11 protein-coding genes are annotated in these 15,352 nt (G+C 43.7%); all 11 read left to right on the top strand.

Annotation, left to right across the window (positions count from 1 at the left end; genetic code table 11):
* Position 1 precedes the first annotated feature (1 nt).
* The 11 genes from Vgang_RS15215 (at position 2) to Vgang_RS15165 (ending at position 15,240) form a co-directional block, all read left to right on the top strand.
* The gene (locus Vgang_RS15215) at positions 2-913 is read left to right on the top strand and encodes an ROK family protein (RefSeq protein WP_105901676.1); all 912 of its coding nucleotides are present in this window, start codon (positions 2-4) and stop codon (positions 911-913) included.
* A gap of 35 nt (positions 914-948) precedes the next feature.
* The gene (locus tag Vgang_RS15210; protein WP_105901675.1) at positions 949-2,361 is read left to right on the top strand and encodes a glycoside hydrolase family 1 protein; all 1,413 of its coding nucleotides are present in this window, start codon (positions 949-951) and stop codon (positions 2,359-2,361) included.
* A 146-nt stretch (positions 2,362-2,507) separates the two neighbouring features.
* A complete protein-coding gene (locus tag Vgang_RS15205; protein WP_105901674.1) occupies positions 2,508-3,131 on the top strand; it encodes a TetR/AcrR family transcriptional regulator in 624 nt (207 codons plus the stop codon).
* Positions 3,132-3,546: 415 nt separating this feature from the next.
* Complete coding sequence (locus tag Vgang_RS15200; RefSeq protein WP_105901673.1) at positions 3,547-4,746, top strand: amino acid permease; 1,200 nt, start codon at positions 3,547-3,549, stop codon at positions 4,744-4,746.
* Between the two features lie 272 nt (positions 4,747-5,018).
* A complete protein-coding gene (gene xdhA / locus Vgang_RS15195) occupies positions 5,019-6,506 on the top strand; it encodes a xanthine dehydrogenase small subunit (RefSeq protein ID WP_105901672.1) in 1,488 nt (495 codons plus the stop codon).
* Positions 6,499-8,919 carry a xanthine dehydrogenase molybdopterin binding subunit gene (xdhB, locus tag Vgang_RS15190; RefSeq protein WP_105901671.1) on the top strand — a complete coding sequence of 807 codons (2,421 nt, stop codon included), beginning with the start codon at positions 6,499-6,501 and terminating at the stop codon, positions 8,917-8,919. Before xdhA ends, xdhB begins: the two co-directional genes overlap by 8 nt.
* Positions 8,920-9,075: 156 nt before the next feature.
* Positions 9,076-9,918 (top strand): xanthine dehydrogenase accessory protein XdhC, encoded by an 843-nt coding sequence (gene xdhC, locus Vgang_RS15185; protein ID WP_105901670.1) that lies wholly within the window; start codon positions 9,076-9,078, stop codon positions 9,916-9,918.
* 94 nt (positions 9,919-10,012) lie between these two features.
* The gene (guaD, locus tag Vgang_RS15180) at positions 10,013-11,335 is read left to right on the top strand and encodes a guanine deaminase (protein WP_406708318.1); all 1,323 of its coding nucleotides are present in this window, start codon (positions 10,013-10,015) and stop codon (positions 11,333-11,335) included.
* Positions 11,336-11,478: 143 nt separating this feature from the next.
* Positions 11,479-12,531, top strand: coding sequence for a phospholipase A (locus Vgang_RS15175; protein WP_105901669.1), 1,053 nt, complete (start codon positions 11,479-11,481; stop codon positions 12,529-12,531).
* A 399-nt stretch (positions 12,532-12,930) separates the two neighbouring features.
* Positions 12,931-13,875: a hypothetical protein gene (locus Vgang_RS15170; protein WP_105901667.1), complete on the top strand. Its 945-nt coding sequence runs from the start codon at positions 12,931-12,933 to the stop codon at positions 13,873-13,875.
* Positions 13,876-14,049: 174 nt separating this feature from the next.
* The gene (locus tag Vgang_RS15165) at positions 14,050-15,240 is read left to right on the top strand and encodes an HPP family protein (protein WP_105901666.1); all 1,191 of its coding nucleotides are present in this window, start codon (positions 14,050-14,052) and stop codon (positions 15,238-15,240) included.
* The last annotated feature ends 112 nt before the right edge of the window (positions 15,241-15,352 follow it).

Raw genomic sequence — 15,352 nt, 5'->3', positions numbered from 1 at the left:
TATGATTGTCGGTCTAGACATTGGCGGTACTAAAATTGAGGGGGTTGGGCTTGTCAAAGAAGGTGAGGCTTATCAAACGCTTCTCAAGCATCGAGTGCCGACCGATAAAACGTCCTACCAAGCATTTCTACAATCCACTTTATCTGTGATTCGAGAACTTGAAAAAGCCGGTGATATTGAATCTATTGGTATTGGCTGTTGCGGCTCAATCCGGCCAGATGGCTTAATGCAAGGGGCAAATATTTTAGTGCTCAACGGGCAAGATTTTATTGGCGATTTAAAACAGCATTTTTCCGTACCTATCGCGATTGCCAATGATGCCGATTGCTTTGCGTTGTCTGAGTTTAAAGATGGCGCAGCCAAAGATGCTGAACATTCTTGTGTCGCAATCATCATCGGTACGGGCTGTGGCTCAGGTGTGATCATTAATAAAGGTTTAGTCACAGGTTTAAATAAGCTGGGTGGCGAAATCGGCCATAACCCATTGCCTCATTTTCATCCTGAATCGGATGGTCCAAGCGTTCAATGTTATTGCGGTTCAAATAACTGTAATGAACTGTTTGTTTCCGGCACGGGGTTTGAGCGTTTATATGCGCAATACTTTGGTCAATCCCTTTCTTCTAAAGACATCATGGCGTTGTACCGCTCTGGTGATGCACAGGCTCAGCAGCATTTTTCTCGTTATTGCGATCAACTCGCGCGCGTACTAGCCACTATTGTGAATTTTATCGATCCGGAAGTGATTGTACTGGGTGGTGGCATGTCAAATGTCGATGAAATTTACCCGCAAGTGGCAAAAAAAATGCAGCAATACACGTTTACGAAATCGGTGGTAACGCCGGTGGTTAAAAATGTGCACGGCGATTCGTCTGGTGTACGTGGCGCGGCATTCTTACATTTACAGCATTCTTAATTCTTATTCTTCGTATTCTTATGGATGGACATTCAATGACAACTTATCAATTTCCAAAAGATTTTATGTGGGGCGCGGCAGCGTCTGGTATTCAAACCGAAGGCTCAACCAATAAAGCGAATCCATCTATTTGGGATTTATGGTTTCAACAATCACCAGAGCGCTTTTATCGTGAAATCAGCTCAGATGTAGTGTGCGATACGTACCATAAATATCAAGACGATGTGCGTTTAATGAAGCAAGTGGGGATGAATTCATTTCGTACTTCCATTCAATGGACACGCTTAATTAAAGATTTTGAGACGGGTGAAGTGTGCCCAGATGCGGTGGATTTCTATCATCGTTATTTTGATGAGATGATCGAAAACGGCATCGAGCCCATGATTAACCTGTATCACTTTGATATGCCAGCTGAACTGCAAGAAACCTACGGTGGCTTTGAGTCAAAGTTAGTGGTGGAAAAGTTTGTGCAATATGCAGTGAAAGCGTTTGAATTGTTTGGTCACAAAATCAAATATTGGATCACATTCAATGAGCCAATCGTACCGGTTGAAGGTGGCTACTTGTATGACTTCCATTACCCATGCAAGCGAGATGGTAAGTTAGCGGTTCAAGTTGGCTACAATACAATTTTAGCGCACGCTCAAGCGGTACATGCTTATAAACAGCTGCAAGCGCAGAACAAAGTCGCGGCGGATGGGCAAATTGGTGTCGTCCTTAACTTAACGCCGTCTTATACCCGTAATGACAGTGAAGAAGACAAGAAAGCCGCATGGTATGCCGATTTACTGTTTAATCGTAGCTTCCTTGATCCTATGGTGAAAAATGAATTTCCTGCCGAACTGTGTGATGTGCTGAAAGCGCAAAACATCCTGCCAGAAACATCGCCTGAAGAGATAGATGAAATCTGCTCTGCCAAAGTGGATTTCCTGGGTGTGAACTATTATGTGCCGCGTCGCGTGAAAGCCCGTGAAGCGGAATATGAATTAGATTACTTCACTCCAGAAGTGTATTTTGAAAACTACGTCAATCCTGAAGGTCGTTTCAATCCGTTCCGTGATAATAACGAGATCTTGCCTGTTGCGATTTATGATATCGCTAAAAATGTGCAAGATAATTACGGCAATTTGCCTTGGTATATTGCTGAAATCGGTATTGCGATGGATGAAGAATCTGAAGGTAAAGCCGATGAAACCGGCTACATTGATGATTCTTTCCGCACGGATTTGATGAAAGAGCACCTTGTTCAATTGCACCGCGCGATGGAAGAAGGCTCGAACTGTTTTGGTGTGCATCAATGGACATTCATTGATAACTGGTCATGGCTCAACTCATTCAAACGTCGCTATGGTTTCTATCGTTTAGATTTAGAAACCGGCAATCGCATTCCGAAAAAGCACGGTTTGTGGTTTAAGCAATTGTCTGAAACCGGGCAGTTTGATTATTAGTGTTTGCTCTGAATATTGACGCAATACGCCTAGTGAGGTTTTCTTACTAGGCGTTTTTGTTTATAAAATAGTAAGATATGTAAGTGAGCTGAAGCAGTAAGTCTAATGAGATTGGGTAATTGAAATAGGTAACAAGGAGAGGATTCGTGGCGAAAGTAAGAGAACGTAACCAAAGTGCCATTATAGAAGCGGCGAGCCAATATTTTGCCAAATATGGTTATGCGGCCACTAAAGTTGCTGACATTGCCAAAGAAGCTAACATTCCTAAGCCAAATATTTATTACTATTACAATTCGAAAGACAACCTCTACCGCGCGGTGTTAGAAAGCGTGACAGAGCCACTTTTGCAAGCTTCCAAACCGATTCAGGAACTGGATGATCCGGTCGAAGCCTTAACCGCTTATATCAAAACTAAATTGATGATTTCTCGCGATCACGCCTACGCATCGAAAGTGTTTGCTAATGAAGTGATGTCGGGTGGGCAATCACTGCCGAAAGATATTGAAGATGAATTGCAGCAACAATCAGAAATGATCATTGCGAAATTCGATACATGGATCGAGCAGGGCAGAATGGATGCGGTATCTTCCCATCACTTAATGTTTACTATTTGGGCGGCGACGCAAACGTATGCGGACTTCGGCTGGCAAATTTGTCGGGTGATGAAAAAGAGAAAACTCAGCAAGCAAGATTATTCAGAAGCGGCAGAATTTTTGACTAACATGATATTAAAAGGCTGTGGCGTGCATTCGGATACAAAAAACGAATAGCTTCTCATTTGTTGTCATTTTGGTGTGTTTTTGTTGTGAGGTTATCTTGGTATCTATGTATGATTGCTAATTCATTTTTGCTGTCTATGTCCCGTTAAGCCAAAACAAATTAAATCTCGAATTTTAACCAAATTTTGAATTTTTGATTCTGTATATGCCACTCAAAGTAATTAATACTACTGATCTGAATATCGCCACTAGCTTCATAAGCTAATATTTCTAATTTTTGCAGATAATTAGTGTTTAATTCCACCCTAAGCGAAACCTAAGCTCAAAAACCCAGATATTCTGTTACACTGCGCGGCTTAAAAATTATAGTCATAAACCTTTATGGATTGAATCCAGTGAATAACACTGTTTATTAATGCATCAAAGGAGCAAACACAAAAATGATAAAAGGACCGATGTAGTGAATATGAAATTATTCGGTAGTGCCTTAATCTTGTCAGGAACGGCATTAGGCGCAGGTATGCTAGGCATTCCAATGGCATTAGCGCAATTTGGCTTTACCGTGAGCCTAATTTTGATGCTGGTTATCTTTGTTGGGACAACCTATGGGGCATTATTACTGACAGAAGCCTGTACAAAAACGTCTCAAACTGGCGGTATGAACAGTGTCGCTCAATTGTCTCTTGGTACTGGTGGTAAGTACTTCATCAACTTCTTTTTCTATATGCTGCTGATTTGTATTTTGGTGGCGTACATTCTAGGTATCGGTGACTTATTCCATAACTTGTGGGCAGGTCTAGGTTTTGATGTACCGCAACAGGTTTGTTATACCGTATTCAGCTTTATCATGGCAGTGGTCATCATTGCGGGTAAGTCATACATTGATTTGCTAAACCGTGTGTTGTTTATTCTGATGATTACTATGTTGATCACCGTGGTGGTGAGTCTTTTCACTAATATCCATTTGGATTACTTAGAGCAAACTCCAGACTTCTTATGGAAAGATGTAGTTAAACACAGCACTACGATTTTCACCAGTTTCGCGTCTATGGTCGTGATCCCTTCTTTGGTGATGTACAACAAAGAGGCAACACCTAAGCAAATGCGCAATATGATCCTCTTGGGTTCTATTATTCCTCTTGTGTGTTACTTAACCTGGTTGTTTGCGATTATCGGTAACCTAGGTACGGCAGAAATCAGCCAGTTCGATAACATTTCAGAGCTTATCGCAGCATTTGGCGGATCATCTGGCACATTGAAAACCATTATTGCGATCTTCTCGGCGTTAGCGTTAGTGACTTCATTCCTCGGTGTGTCGATGGCTTTATTTGACCAAAACAAAGATGCGATAGCGGGTATCGTCAAACGCACTAAGTTGGAAGAAGGCAAGGTCACCGCAATATTGATTTTTGCATTAACCTTTATTCTGCCATTGCTGGTAACGGGTTTGTTTTCAAACAAATTCCTAAACATGTTGGACTATGCTGGCATTACCTTGGTCTTCCTTGCGGTTTGGGGCCCATTAGCGATGGCGTGGAATGTGCGTAAACCGAGTTTTAAAATTGCCTCTGCTGAGCATGCTTATACGGCTGGCGGTGGCACCTTTGCACTGGTGGCGTCATTTTTATTCGGTGCCTTTATTCTGGTTTCAACCTTCTTTAGTTAATCTTAATTAACCTCATCTCTTTCAAATGCCGGCCATTGTGTCGGCATTTTTTATGCCAGTAAGAAAAATAGAAAGAATTAAAAATCGCCAAATCAATATGTTACGAAATTGTTTAAAAAATGTGATCGCCAAAACTTGACCATTGAGTCAAGAAATCCAATACTCAAGCTACAGGAAGTCAGTTATGACAAACATCTGCACCCTTAAATAGAGGTTATATACTTAAAAGCAGAGGGTCATAACCTTAGCAATGAGTGGATAGGAGAAGCCCCTTGATTACGTTTTTACTCAATCAAACACTGAAGCGTGAGAGTCACATTTCACCGAATATGACAGTGTTGAACTATTTGCGAACTCAGCTGCATAAAACCGGTACCAAAGAAGGTTGTGGGTCTGGTGACTGCGGTGCATGTACAGTTGTTTTGGGTGAGTTGGTGGATGGCAAGCTGCAATATCGCAGTGTCAATTCATGCTTAACCTTTGTGTCCTCTTTGCATGGTAAACAATTGATCACGGTTGAAGACCTTAAAAATAAGCAATCTTTACACCCAGTACAACAAGCCTTGGTGGACTTTCATGGTTCACAATGTGGTTATTGCACGCCGGGTTTTATCATGTCGATGTTTGCATTGAGTAAAAATAAACCAAGCGCCAATAAAGAAGATGTGATGGAGTCTTTGGCGGGCAACTTGTGTCGCTGTACGGGTTACCGTCCTATTGTTGATGCGGCATTGTCACTCAGTTCAGACCAACCTTTATTGGATCAATTTGCTGAACTTGAGCAACAAACGATCGCCAAACTTGAAAAGATCGATGCGAAAACCTCGCCATTGGTATTGGATAATCTCACCAGTTTTTCACCGACCACGACCGATGAATTAGCCGAATTATACGAACGTCATCCAAACGCTAAGCTGGTGGCGGGCGGTACGGATTTGGCGCTAGAAGTCACGCAATTTCATCGTGAAATCGAAACTCTCATCAATGTGACTGGCGTGATGGATATGAAAACCATCCGTGAAACGGAGCAAGACATTGTGATCGGGGCCAATATGCCGATCAGCGATTGCTACGCCACTCTTGCAAAATACTACCCAGATTTTGGCCACTTGCTGCATCGTTTTGCGTCGTTGCAAGTACGAAACCAAGGCACTATTGGGGGCAACGTTGCCAATGCGTCTCCTATTGGTGACACGCCCCCTCTTCTTATTGCGCTCAATGCTCGTCTGAAATTAAGAAAAGGGCAGCAAGTGCGAGAAGTACCGATTGATGAATATTTCATTAATTACAAAGTGACGGTTCAGCAACCGTCAGAGTTTATCGAGCAAATCATCATTCCTAAACCAATGGACTCTAATAAAACGCAATATTTCAGTGCGTACAAGTTATCTAAACGCATTGATGATGATATTTCTGCGGTGTGTGGCGCGTTTAACTTTACGATTGAAAATGATGTCGTAACAGACGTTCGCATTGCTTTCGGTGGCATGGCAGCGATCCCGAAACGTGCCGATTTATGTGAAAAAGCACTAAAAGGTAAAGCATGGAATAAGCAAACCGTAGAAGAGGCGATGGCGCAACTGGCGCAGGATTTTGAACCATTATCGGATTTTCGTGCCAGCAAAGAATATCGCTCTAAAACCGCCTGCAACATGTTATTGCGCTTTTTCTTAGAGCAACAAACTCAAGCTCAATCACAACAAAATAGTGAGAACTTTAAGCAAACCAGTATTGAAACGAGGGTCACGTCTTATGTCTAATCATTCTCCAAAATTAAGCTACGACGAGCTGCTCACTCAATATAAGCAAGATCTTAAAACCGGTGTGGGCAAATCAGTCAAACACGACAGCGCAGATAAACAAGTGTCTGGTGAGGCGATCTATGTTGATGACCGTTTAGAGTTTCCCAATCAATTGCACGTTTATTGCCGCTTGAGCACTGAAGCGCATGCTAAAATCGTCAGCATTGATACCACACCATGTTTTGAGTTTGATGGTGTAGAAATCGCGATTACCAGTAAAGATGTCCCAGGTGAGCTAGATATCGGCGCGGTGTTCCCGGGCGATCCGCTATTAGCCGATGGTGTGGTGGAATATTACGGCCAGCCAATCATTGCGGTGGCGGCAAAAGACATGGAAACCGCGCGTAAAGCGGCGCTTGCAGCCAAGATTGAATTGGAACCACTGCCAGCGATTTTAGATGTGGAAGAAGCCTTAGCCAAAAAGCATTTCGTGCATGAAACTCATGTTCAACAACGTGGCGATTCTCAAGCCGCACTGGCGACGGCAAAACATGTGATTGAAGGCGATTTGCATGTCGGTGGACAAGAGCATTTCTATTTAGAGACTCAGGTCAGTAGCGTTGTCCCTACCGAAGATGGCGGGGTAATTGTGTATACCTCTACGCAAAACCCAACCGAGATTCAAAAAGTGGTCGCGGAAGTGTTGGGTGTTGCCATGCACAAAGTCGTGGTCGATATGCGCCGTATGGGCGGTGGTTTTGGTGGCAAAGAAACCCAAGCCAATGCACCCGCTTGTATTGCCGCAGTGATTGCGAGCTTGACGCAAAAACCCACCAAAATTCGTTTATGGCGTAGTGATGACATGACCATGACAGGTAAGCGTCATCCATTTTATAACCAGTATCGCGTTGGTTTTGATGATAATGGCGTGATTCATGGCGCTGAGCTTACGGTATCAGGAAACTGTGGCTACTCGATTGATTTATCGCACTCTATTGTTGACCGTGCCATGTTTCACTCTGATAACGCTTACTACCTAGGCGACGCCAAAGTAGTCGGTAATCGCTGTAAAACCAATACCGCTTCCAATACGGCTTATCGCGGCTTTGGTGGCCCGCAAGGTATGATGACAATCGAACATGTGATGGATGAAATTGCTCATTACTTGGGTAAAGATCCGTTGGAAATTCGCAAAGCCAATTATTATGGCGGAGAAGGGCGTGATACGACCCATTACTATCAAAAAGTGGAAGATAATTGCCTGCTTGAGATTACCGAAGCGCTAGAAAAATCCAGCGACTATCAACAGCGCCGCAAAGACATTGCTGAATTTAATGCCACAAGCCCAATTTTGAAAAAAGGCATCGCATTAACGCCAGTCAAATTCGGTATTTCATTCACCGCTACATTTTTAAACCAAGCGGGCGCACTGATCCATATATACACCGATGGTAGTATTCATTTGAACCACGGCGGAACCGAAATGGGGCAAGGGCTGAATACCAAAGTAGCGCAAATTGTGGCGCAAGAATTCAGTGTGGATGTGAGCCAAATTCAAATCACTGCTACCAATACGGATAAAGTGCCGAATACCTCGCCAACAGCGGCGTCATCGGGTACGGATTTGAATGGGAAAGCTGCACAAAATGCCGCGTTAACCATTAAAGCGCGTTTGATTGAGTTTGCGACTCACCATTACAAAGTGACGCCAGAAGAAGTGGTTTTCAACAATGGTGTAGTGGAAGTTCGTGACCAATTGATCCCATTTGCTGAATTTATTCAACAAGCGTATTTCAACCAAGTCTCGCTTTCGAGCACCGGTTTCTACCGCACGCCGAAGATTCATTACGATCATGAAAACGCACGCGGGCGTCCGTTCTATTACTTTGCCTACGGTGCTTCTTGTTCGGAAGTGATTGTGGATACCTTAACCGGTGAATACAAAATTTTGCGTACTGATATTTTGCATGATGTTGGCGCATCACTAAACCCTGCGATTGATATTGGTCAGATCGAAGGTGGCTTTGTACAAGGTGTGGGTTGGCTGACGACGGAAGAGCTGGTGTGGAATGAAAAAGGTCGCTTAATGACCAACGGCCCAGCCAGTTACAAGATCCCGGCGATTGCAGATATGCCAATCGACTTTAGAACCGAAATAGTCCAAAACCGCAGCAACCCGGAAGATACCGTGTTCAATTCTAAAGCGGTCGGCGAACCACCGTTTATGCTCGGCATGTCGGTGTGGAGCGCATTGAAAGATGCCGTACATGCGGTGGCACTAGAAAATACCGCGCAAGGTGAAAAAGCGATTGTCCATTTAGACACGCCAGCGACTCCTGAACGTGTGTTGTGGGCGATGGAAAAGGCGCGCGCGGGCGGTCAAGACGAAGCCAAAGAGCACGTGATTGATCGGGTTAGAGTGCAGGCCTAAAAAGCCGAGAGCCGAGAGCCGAGAGCCGAGAGCCGAGAGCCGAGAAAATTGTGCCTACGGTATGCGTAGTGTCAATATGTCTTTTCGGCTCCCGAGCGTAGCGTCCTCAGCTCTCGCAACTCAGTGCTTTGGAATCAATATTTGTAAGGATGCAGTATGAGTAGTCAATCTCATAACCCAACAAGCCAAGTCTCCTGGATTCAGCAACTTGCACTACTTGAACAGCAAGGGGAAGAGTGCGTGTTGGTAACGGTGCTGGAAGACAAAGGTTCCGTACCCCGTGATGCAGGCACCAAAATGATCGTCACTCGTAATGAGCTATTTGCCACGATTGGCGGTGGGCATTTAGAACATTTAGCCACCAAAATGGCGCGTGAAATTTTGCTTAAAGGTGAAAACAAAACTCACATTGAACGCTTTAATTTAGGTGCACGTTTAGGTCAATGTTGTGGCGGTATGGCAACACTCAGCTTTGAACCGATAGGCTTGAACCAGCATCATCTCGTTTTATTCGGCGCGGGGCATGTGGCCAAAGCTCTGGTCAATATTGTGCAGACCTTGCCATTTAAAATTACCTGGATTGATGAGCGTGAAGCCGAATTCCCATCGCAATTGCCGCCTAATGTAAATAAATTGGTGAGTGATGATCCGGTTGGTGAAATCAAACATTTACCCGCCAATTGCTATTACTTGGTAATGACGCACAATCATCAGTTGGATTTTGATCTCGCCCGTGAGATTTTAACCCAAGATAGATTCAGCTATTTCGGCATGATCGGCTCGCAAACTAAACGCAAAAAGTTCGATTTACGTTTAGCGCATCGAGGCTTTTCCCAAGACAGTATTGAAAAAATGCAGTGCCCAATTGGCATTTCTATGGTGAAAGGTAAACATCCGGCCGAAATCGCCGTGTCGGTGGCTGGCGAGCTGATCGCCCATTATCAAGGGCAAACGCTTGAGCAAAAACGCCCACTGAAACACAATCAATTAGCAGGTTAAGTCGAATCGTCGGTTTAACTGAGTGTCAAAAATGATTCGCATAAAAAGGAATTTATGAATGTCGCAGTCCATGCCACAAATAATGTCGCAAGCAATGACAGCCGCGATCACGCAACAAAAAACAGGTTACCGTAGTTCAATTATTCAAGTGATTGCTGACCCAAGTGACGTCGGTTTAGAAGCATCGTATCGCTATTATGACGATGGCTTACTGGTGGTAGAAAACGGCGTGATTGTCGATGTTGGTGATTATGTCGAAACCTTAGCCAAGCAAGATGGCAACCTGAATATGGTGGATTATCAAGGCAAATTGATCACCGCAGGCTTTGTCGATACTCATATTCATTACCCGCAAACCGGTATGATTGCGTCTTATGGTGAGCAGCTACTCGACTGGTTAGAAAACTACACTTTTCCAGAAGAAGAGCGGTTTAAAGATCCGGAATACGCCGCTAAAGTAGCGAAAATCTTTTTAGATGAGCTGGTCACAAACGGCACAACCACAGCCTTGGTATTTGGTACGGTTCATAAGCAATCGGTGGATGTATTTTTCGAAGAAGCCAAACGTCGCAATTTGCGCATGATTGCCGGCAAAGTATTGATGGATCGAAATGCGCCAGATTACCTCACCGATACTCCTGAATGTGGCTACCATGATTCCAAAGAATTAATTGAAAAATGGCACAATAATGGCCGCCTTTCTTATGCGGTGACGCCACGTTTCGCGCCGACGAGTAGCCCTGAGCAGTTAGACACTGTCGGGCAGCTATTGCGTGAATACCCAAGCGTGTACATGCATACTCATCTTTCTGAAAACAAACAAGAAATTGAATGGGTAAAATCGCTCTTCCCGGAACAGGAGGGTTACTTGGATGTGTATGATCATCACGGTTTATTGCATCCAAGATCGGTGTTTGCTCACGGGGTACATTTGTCTGATTGCGAATGCCAGCGTTTGTCTGAAACGGGTTCCGCGATAGCGTTTTGCCCAACCTCGAATTTGTTTTTAGGCTCCGGCTTATTTGATTTAAACCGCATCGAAGGCTTTGGGGTTCGTGTTGGAATGGGCACCGATGTTGGCGCAGGTACGTCGTTTTCGTTAATGCAAACCATGAGCGAAGCCTACAAAATCATGCAGCTGCAACAAAAGAAATTGCACCCTCTGAAATCTTTATATCAGGCTACATTAGGCGGAGCGAAAGCTCTCTATCTTGATGATAAAATTGGCAGCTTAGAAGTGGGTAAAGAAGCGGACTTTGTGGTGCTTGAACCTAATGCCACCACATTGATGAAATTTCGTATGCAGCAAGCCAAAACTTTGGAAGAGAAGCTATTTGTATTAATGAGCCTAGGTGATGACCGCACCGTACATGCGACCTATGTGTACGGCAATTTGGCTTACAAAACGGAATGTTAGCTTAGAGTTTGCTCATCGTTAATATTCATCAATATATAGCATGCTTAATGTTAATTTCATAATTTAATTGGTATTCTGACTCAAATCCTCTCGAAAATAACCACTGGCAAAAATAGCCGCATTTTCAATCACAAGGATGAAACATGAAAGTCAGATCTCTTTCCGCTATTTTGTTTAACCTTGGTCTGGTTCCTGCTGTTTATGCAGAGCAAGGCCAAGTTTCTGAAACCGATCCTGCGGCTCCAAGCGCTTATGACCTGTGTTTGCTTGAAGCGATTAAGAAAGGTAATGAAACGGGTAATGATCAAACCGTTGAGTCGATTAAGCGGCAATGTGAGCTTGAAAATGTGACTCAAACGACCGCTCAAGATCATAAAAAGAAGAGTGAAAACCTCGCAGAAAATCGGGTTGAAACTGAACGTGAAACCGCGTTTGAACCCTTTGTGATGACGGCGCACCATTTAAACTACCTCTTGCCGATCACCTACAGCGATAAAATTAACCAGAAAGCCTATGAAGAAACCGACTGGGCGGAAGGGATGGAACACGCCGAAGCTGAATTTCAAATTAGCTTTAAAGTGCCGCTTAATTATTCCGATATGATCTTTGATGGTGATGGGCTTTTTTTTGGGATGACGCTCAAATCGTTTTGGCAGGTTTACGCAGCGGATATTTCAAGGCCATTTCGTGAGACCAATTATCGTCCAGAATTATTTTATGTCGCCCCTACAGGTTGGGAACCGTTTGATAGTAAAACCGCGCTAGGTTTTGGTATTGAGCATGAATCTAATGGGCAAAGGCAAGATTTATCCCGTAGTTGGAATCGTGTCTACGCACAGTTCTATTTTGCTAAAGACAATTTTGCACTGAAATTCCAACCTTGGTGGCGTATTCCTGAAAGTGAGAAAAGCGATCCCAACGACGCCAGCGGTGATGATAACCCGGATATCGAAGATTACATGGGGCACTTTGAATTAAGCGGTGCTTATAAGTGGAACGAATTGGAATTTTCTTTCTTAGGCCGTGAAAATTTCTCCACTCATAAAGGTTATGGCGAGTTGGGGTTAACTTTTCCAATTTGGGGGAAAGTGCGCGGTTATGCCAAATATTCAGCCGGTTATGGCAGTAGCTTAATTGATTACGACCAAAATCAGCAGCGAGTAGGTTTAGGCATCGCCATTACAGGCTTATTGTAAAACATCGAGCCTTACGTTCACCTGAAGTTGTCTATACCCAAGTAACCTCAAGATGCGAGTTTCAGCAAGAATAAAACAAGTTTTAGGCTGCGTTAAATTGAATATGATCATAGTGATTCTATCTCTATTCAATTTAACGCAGCCTAAAGCTTGTTTTAACTTGCCCTTCGGGAGCTTCATCCAAGCGCTTAGCCAGTGTCAGATTTAATTGAAAGGTGTTTACATTCCGCATAAATCTTCCTTGTCTAACAACTTGGATGATAGCTCTGAATTCTGCATCTTGAGGTCACTTGGGTATATACACGGATCTAGCAACGTAAAGCAAGGGCTGATACTCTTTGGCCCTTGTTTCTTTCTGTCAATTCCTCAAGTAAACTTTTTCAATCTATAGGTCTGATGATGTCTCAATATGCGTTTATCGATATCCCATTCAATTTTCGTCATACCTGTTGGTTTTGTGGTGAACCCGCATCACGTTCATTTGATTTCCCCAAAAATCCGAAAAATATTCATTTTTTAGAGCATGCTCCCATGAGTATTCCGGCTTGTTCTGAATGTGCGGTAGTCAACGTGGCAGCCGATACCGCATCAATCTGGGCGGTGCGTGATCATGTTAAGCATGCTTTGATGGATAAATACGCTTCACACCTTGCAATTGGACAAAATTGGACGGAAGAAGAGCTGGAAGAATCTGAGTTTTCAGGTGCTTTACTCGGTGGTTTTGGTGAAAGTGCGTGGAAGATGTATTTGATTGCCAAGCAGCGTATTTCTTACCCAGGTTGGCAGGTTGCTGTTGATGGCATTACGGTGGAAGGGGAAAGTGAAGCCTACGGTTTTGAATTTGATGGCGTGCGTTATATGTCGCTCAATACCTGCATAAATCACCTCATTAAATCGCTGCGTTTAGATAAAGAGTTATTGCCTGAGCTAGTCGATATTCTTGGCCCAGAGCGACTGGATTACGCGTTGAAAATCGGCAAACTCAACAAGGCCATTATTCCGTATCAGCGCAATAAAATCTTAGATGAAGTACGCCAACAAGTAGAAGACCGTAAAGATATTGAACGCCAAGCCGCCAGGGCTGGTGATTTCACCGAAGTGGAAGCTATACAAGTCGGCGATGGTCTTGCGACAGTCGAATCGATTCAGTGGGCGCTCAATAACGATATTCTGGACTTGCCGACATTGTGCCAACAAGAAGATGTTTTCTTCGATGAATTTGCCCACCTCGGCGGCCCACAATGCTACATGAACTACTACGGATTGCAGCTGTACTTTGAAGCCAGACAAGATGCGAAGTGGGTAGAAGCGAACGATCCCAATAAAGCGTTTTTTGAGGTTTAAGATTTAAGGGCTGATGCAAGAATTGATCTGCAATCTAGAGCCAGCTACTTATCTAAACCTCCTTTGATTTAACGCTTATTTCTTATTTCTTATTTCTTATTACTTATTGTTTGTTGCGGTTCTGTTGCATAACTGTATACAATTGCGCCTTATTCACAAATTGATACATTCTCAATGCAGCAAATTCTTAAGCATTCTCAAAATCTTTTTTCCAAAATATTGCTCCAGCTAGGTATTGACCATGCAGGGGGGCAGATCATATCTGCGATTCCTTTGATTGAAAGAATCAAAGTTTCAGTTACGGGGTTTTGCGCGTTATTTTTGGTGGTGCTGATCAGTCAATCAGTACAGGGTAGTGATGCAAAGATGCTGCTGATTGGTTCGATGGGCGCGTCTTCGGTTATTTTGTTTGCGCTACCTTCTAGCCCATTAGCTAAGCCGTGGCCGTATCTTGTTGGGCATATTATGTCGGCATGTATTGGTTTAACGCTGAGCTTTTTTATTGGAGATTTGGCGCTGTTGGCTGCAACGACTATCGCTTGCGTGCTTATGATGATGTATATCTTAGAGTGCATGCATCCACCTGCGGCGGCGACAGCGTTAGTACCCGTTCTGGCTAGTCAGCATAGTGAAGTAGGGCAAGATATTTTGCTTCCAATTTGCTTAAACGTGTTGGTGTTTTTTGTCGCCAGCCAGTTGTTGTCGCGCTTGATATTGAAAAAGCGTTGGCTTAAACCAGCCGCAAATTACGATCCGGTACATCTTCATCATGATCAAACGCCATTAAAACGTTTGGGTTTGCAAACCGATGATTTACGCCAAGCGATCAACAGCTTTGATAGCGTGTTAGCGGTGAGCCAAGAAGAGTTGGAAACCATCTACCAACAAGCGCAAAAACTGGCTTATCAGCGCCGTAGTGGGGAAATTCTAAGCCGCGATATTATGTCTTCGGATGTAATCACCGCGTCAGCCGATATGCCGCTTGGAATGGCGTGGAAGCTGCTACATAAACACAAAATCAGCATGTTGCCAGTGGTGAACGAGGAGCGCGAATTATTGGGCGTGATATCCAGTGTCGATTTTTTGAAAAACCTGACCGTACCGAGCTATTCTGGTTTACTTAAGCATTTAAACCGAATGTTGGTGAAGCGTAAGCATCGCAAAGAAGTGAATAACCAAGTGAAAGATCTGATGGTGACGGATGTGATTGCGGTGAAAGATACCGACCATATTGTTGCCTTAGTGCCATTGCTGTCGGATATTGGCCTGCATCACATTCCTGTATTAGACAGCGATCAAAAGTTGTGTGGCATCATCACGCAATCTGATTTAATTGGCGCGTTGTATTCGGTCAATCAAAACTAAAAAGAGGTTAGGTTTTATTCTCTTTTAATACCCCGCCAAAAAATGTCGGCAGTAAGTATAAAAGCGTGAGTCGAATAATATGATTCATCATCACGAATGCCGGTTCGAGTCC

Source organism: Vibrio gangliei (genome assembly GCF_026001925.1).
GTDB classification, from domain to species: domain Bacteria; phylum Pseudomonadota; class Gammaproteobacteria; order Enterobacterales; family Vibrionaceae; genus Vibrio; species Vibrio gangliei.
The sequence above is the reverse complement of the archived record's forward strand: the minus strand, read 5'-3'. Positions and strand labels throughout refer to the sequence as shown.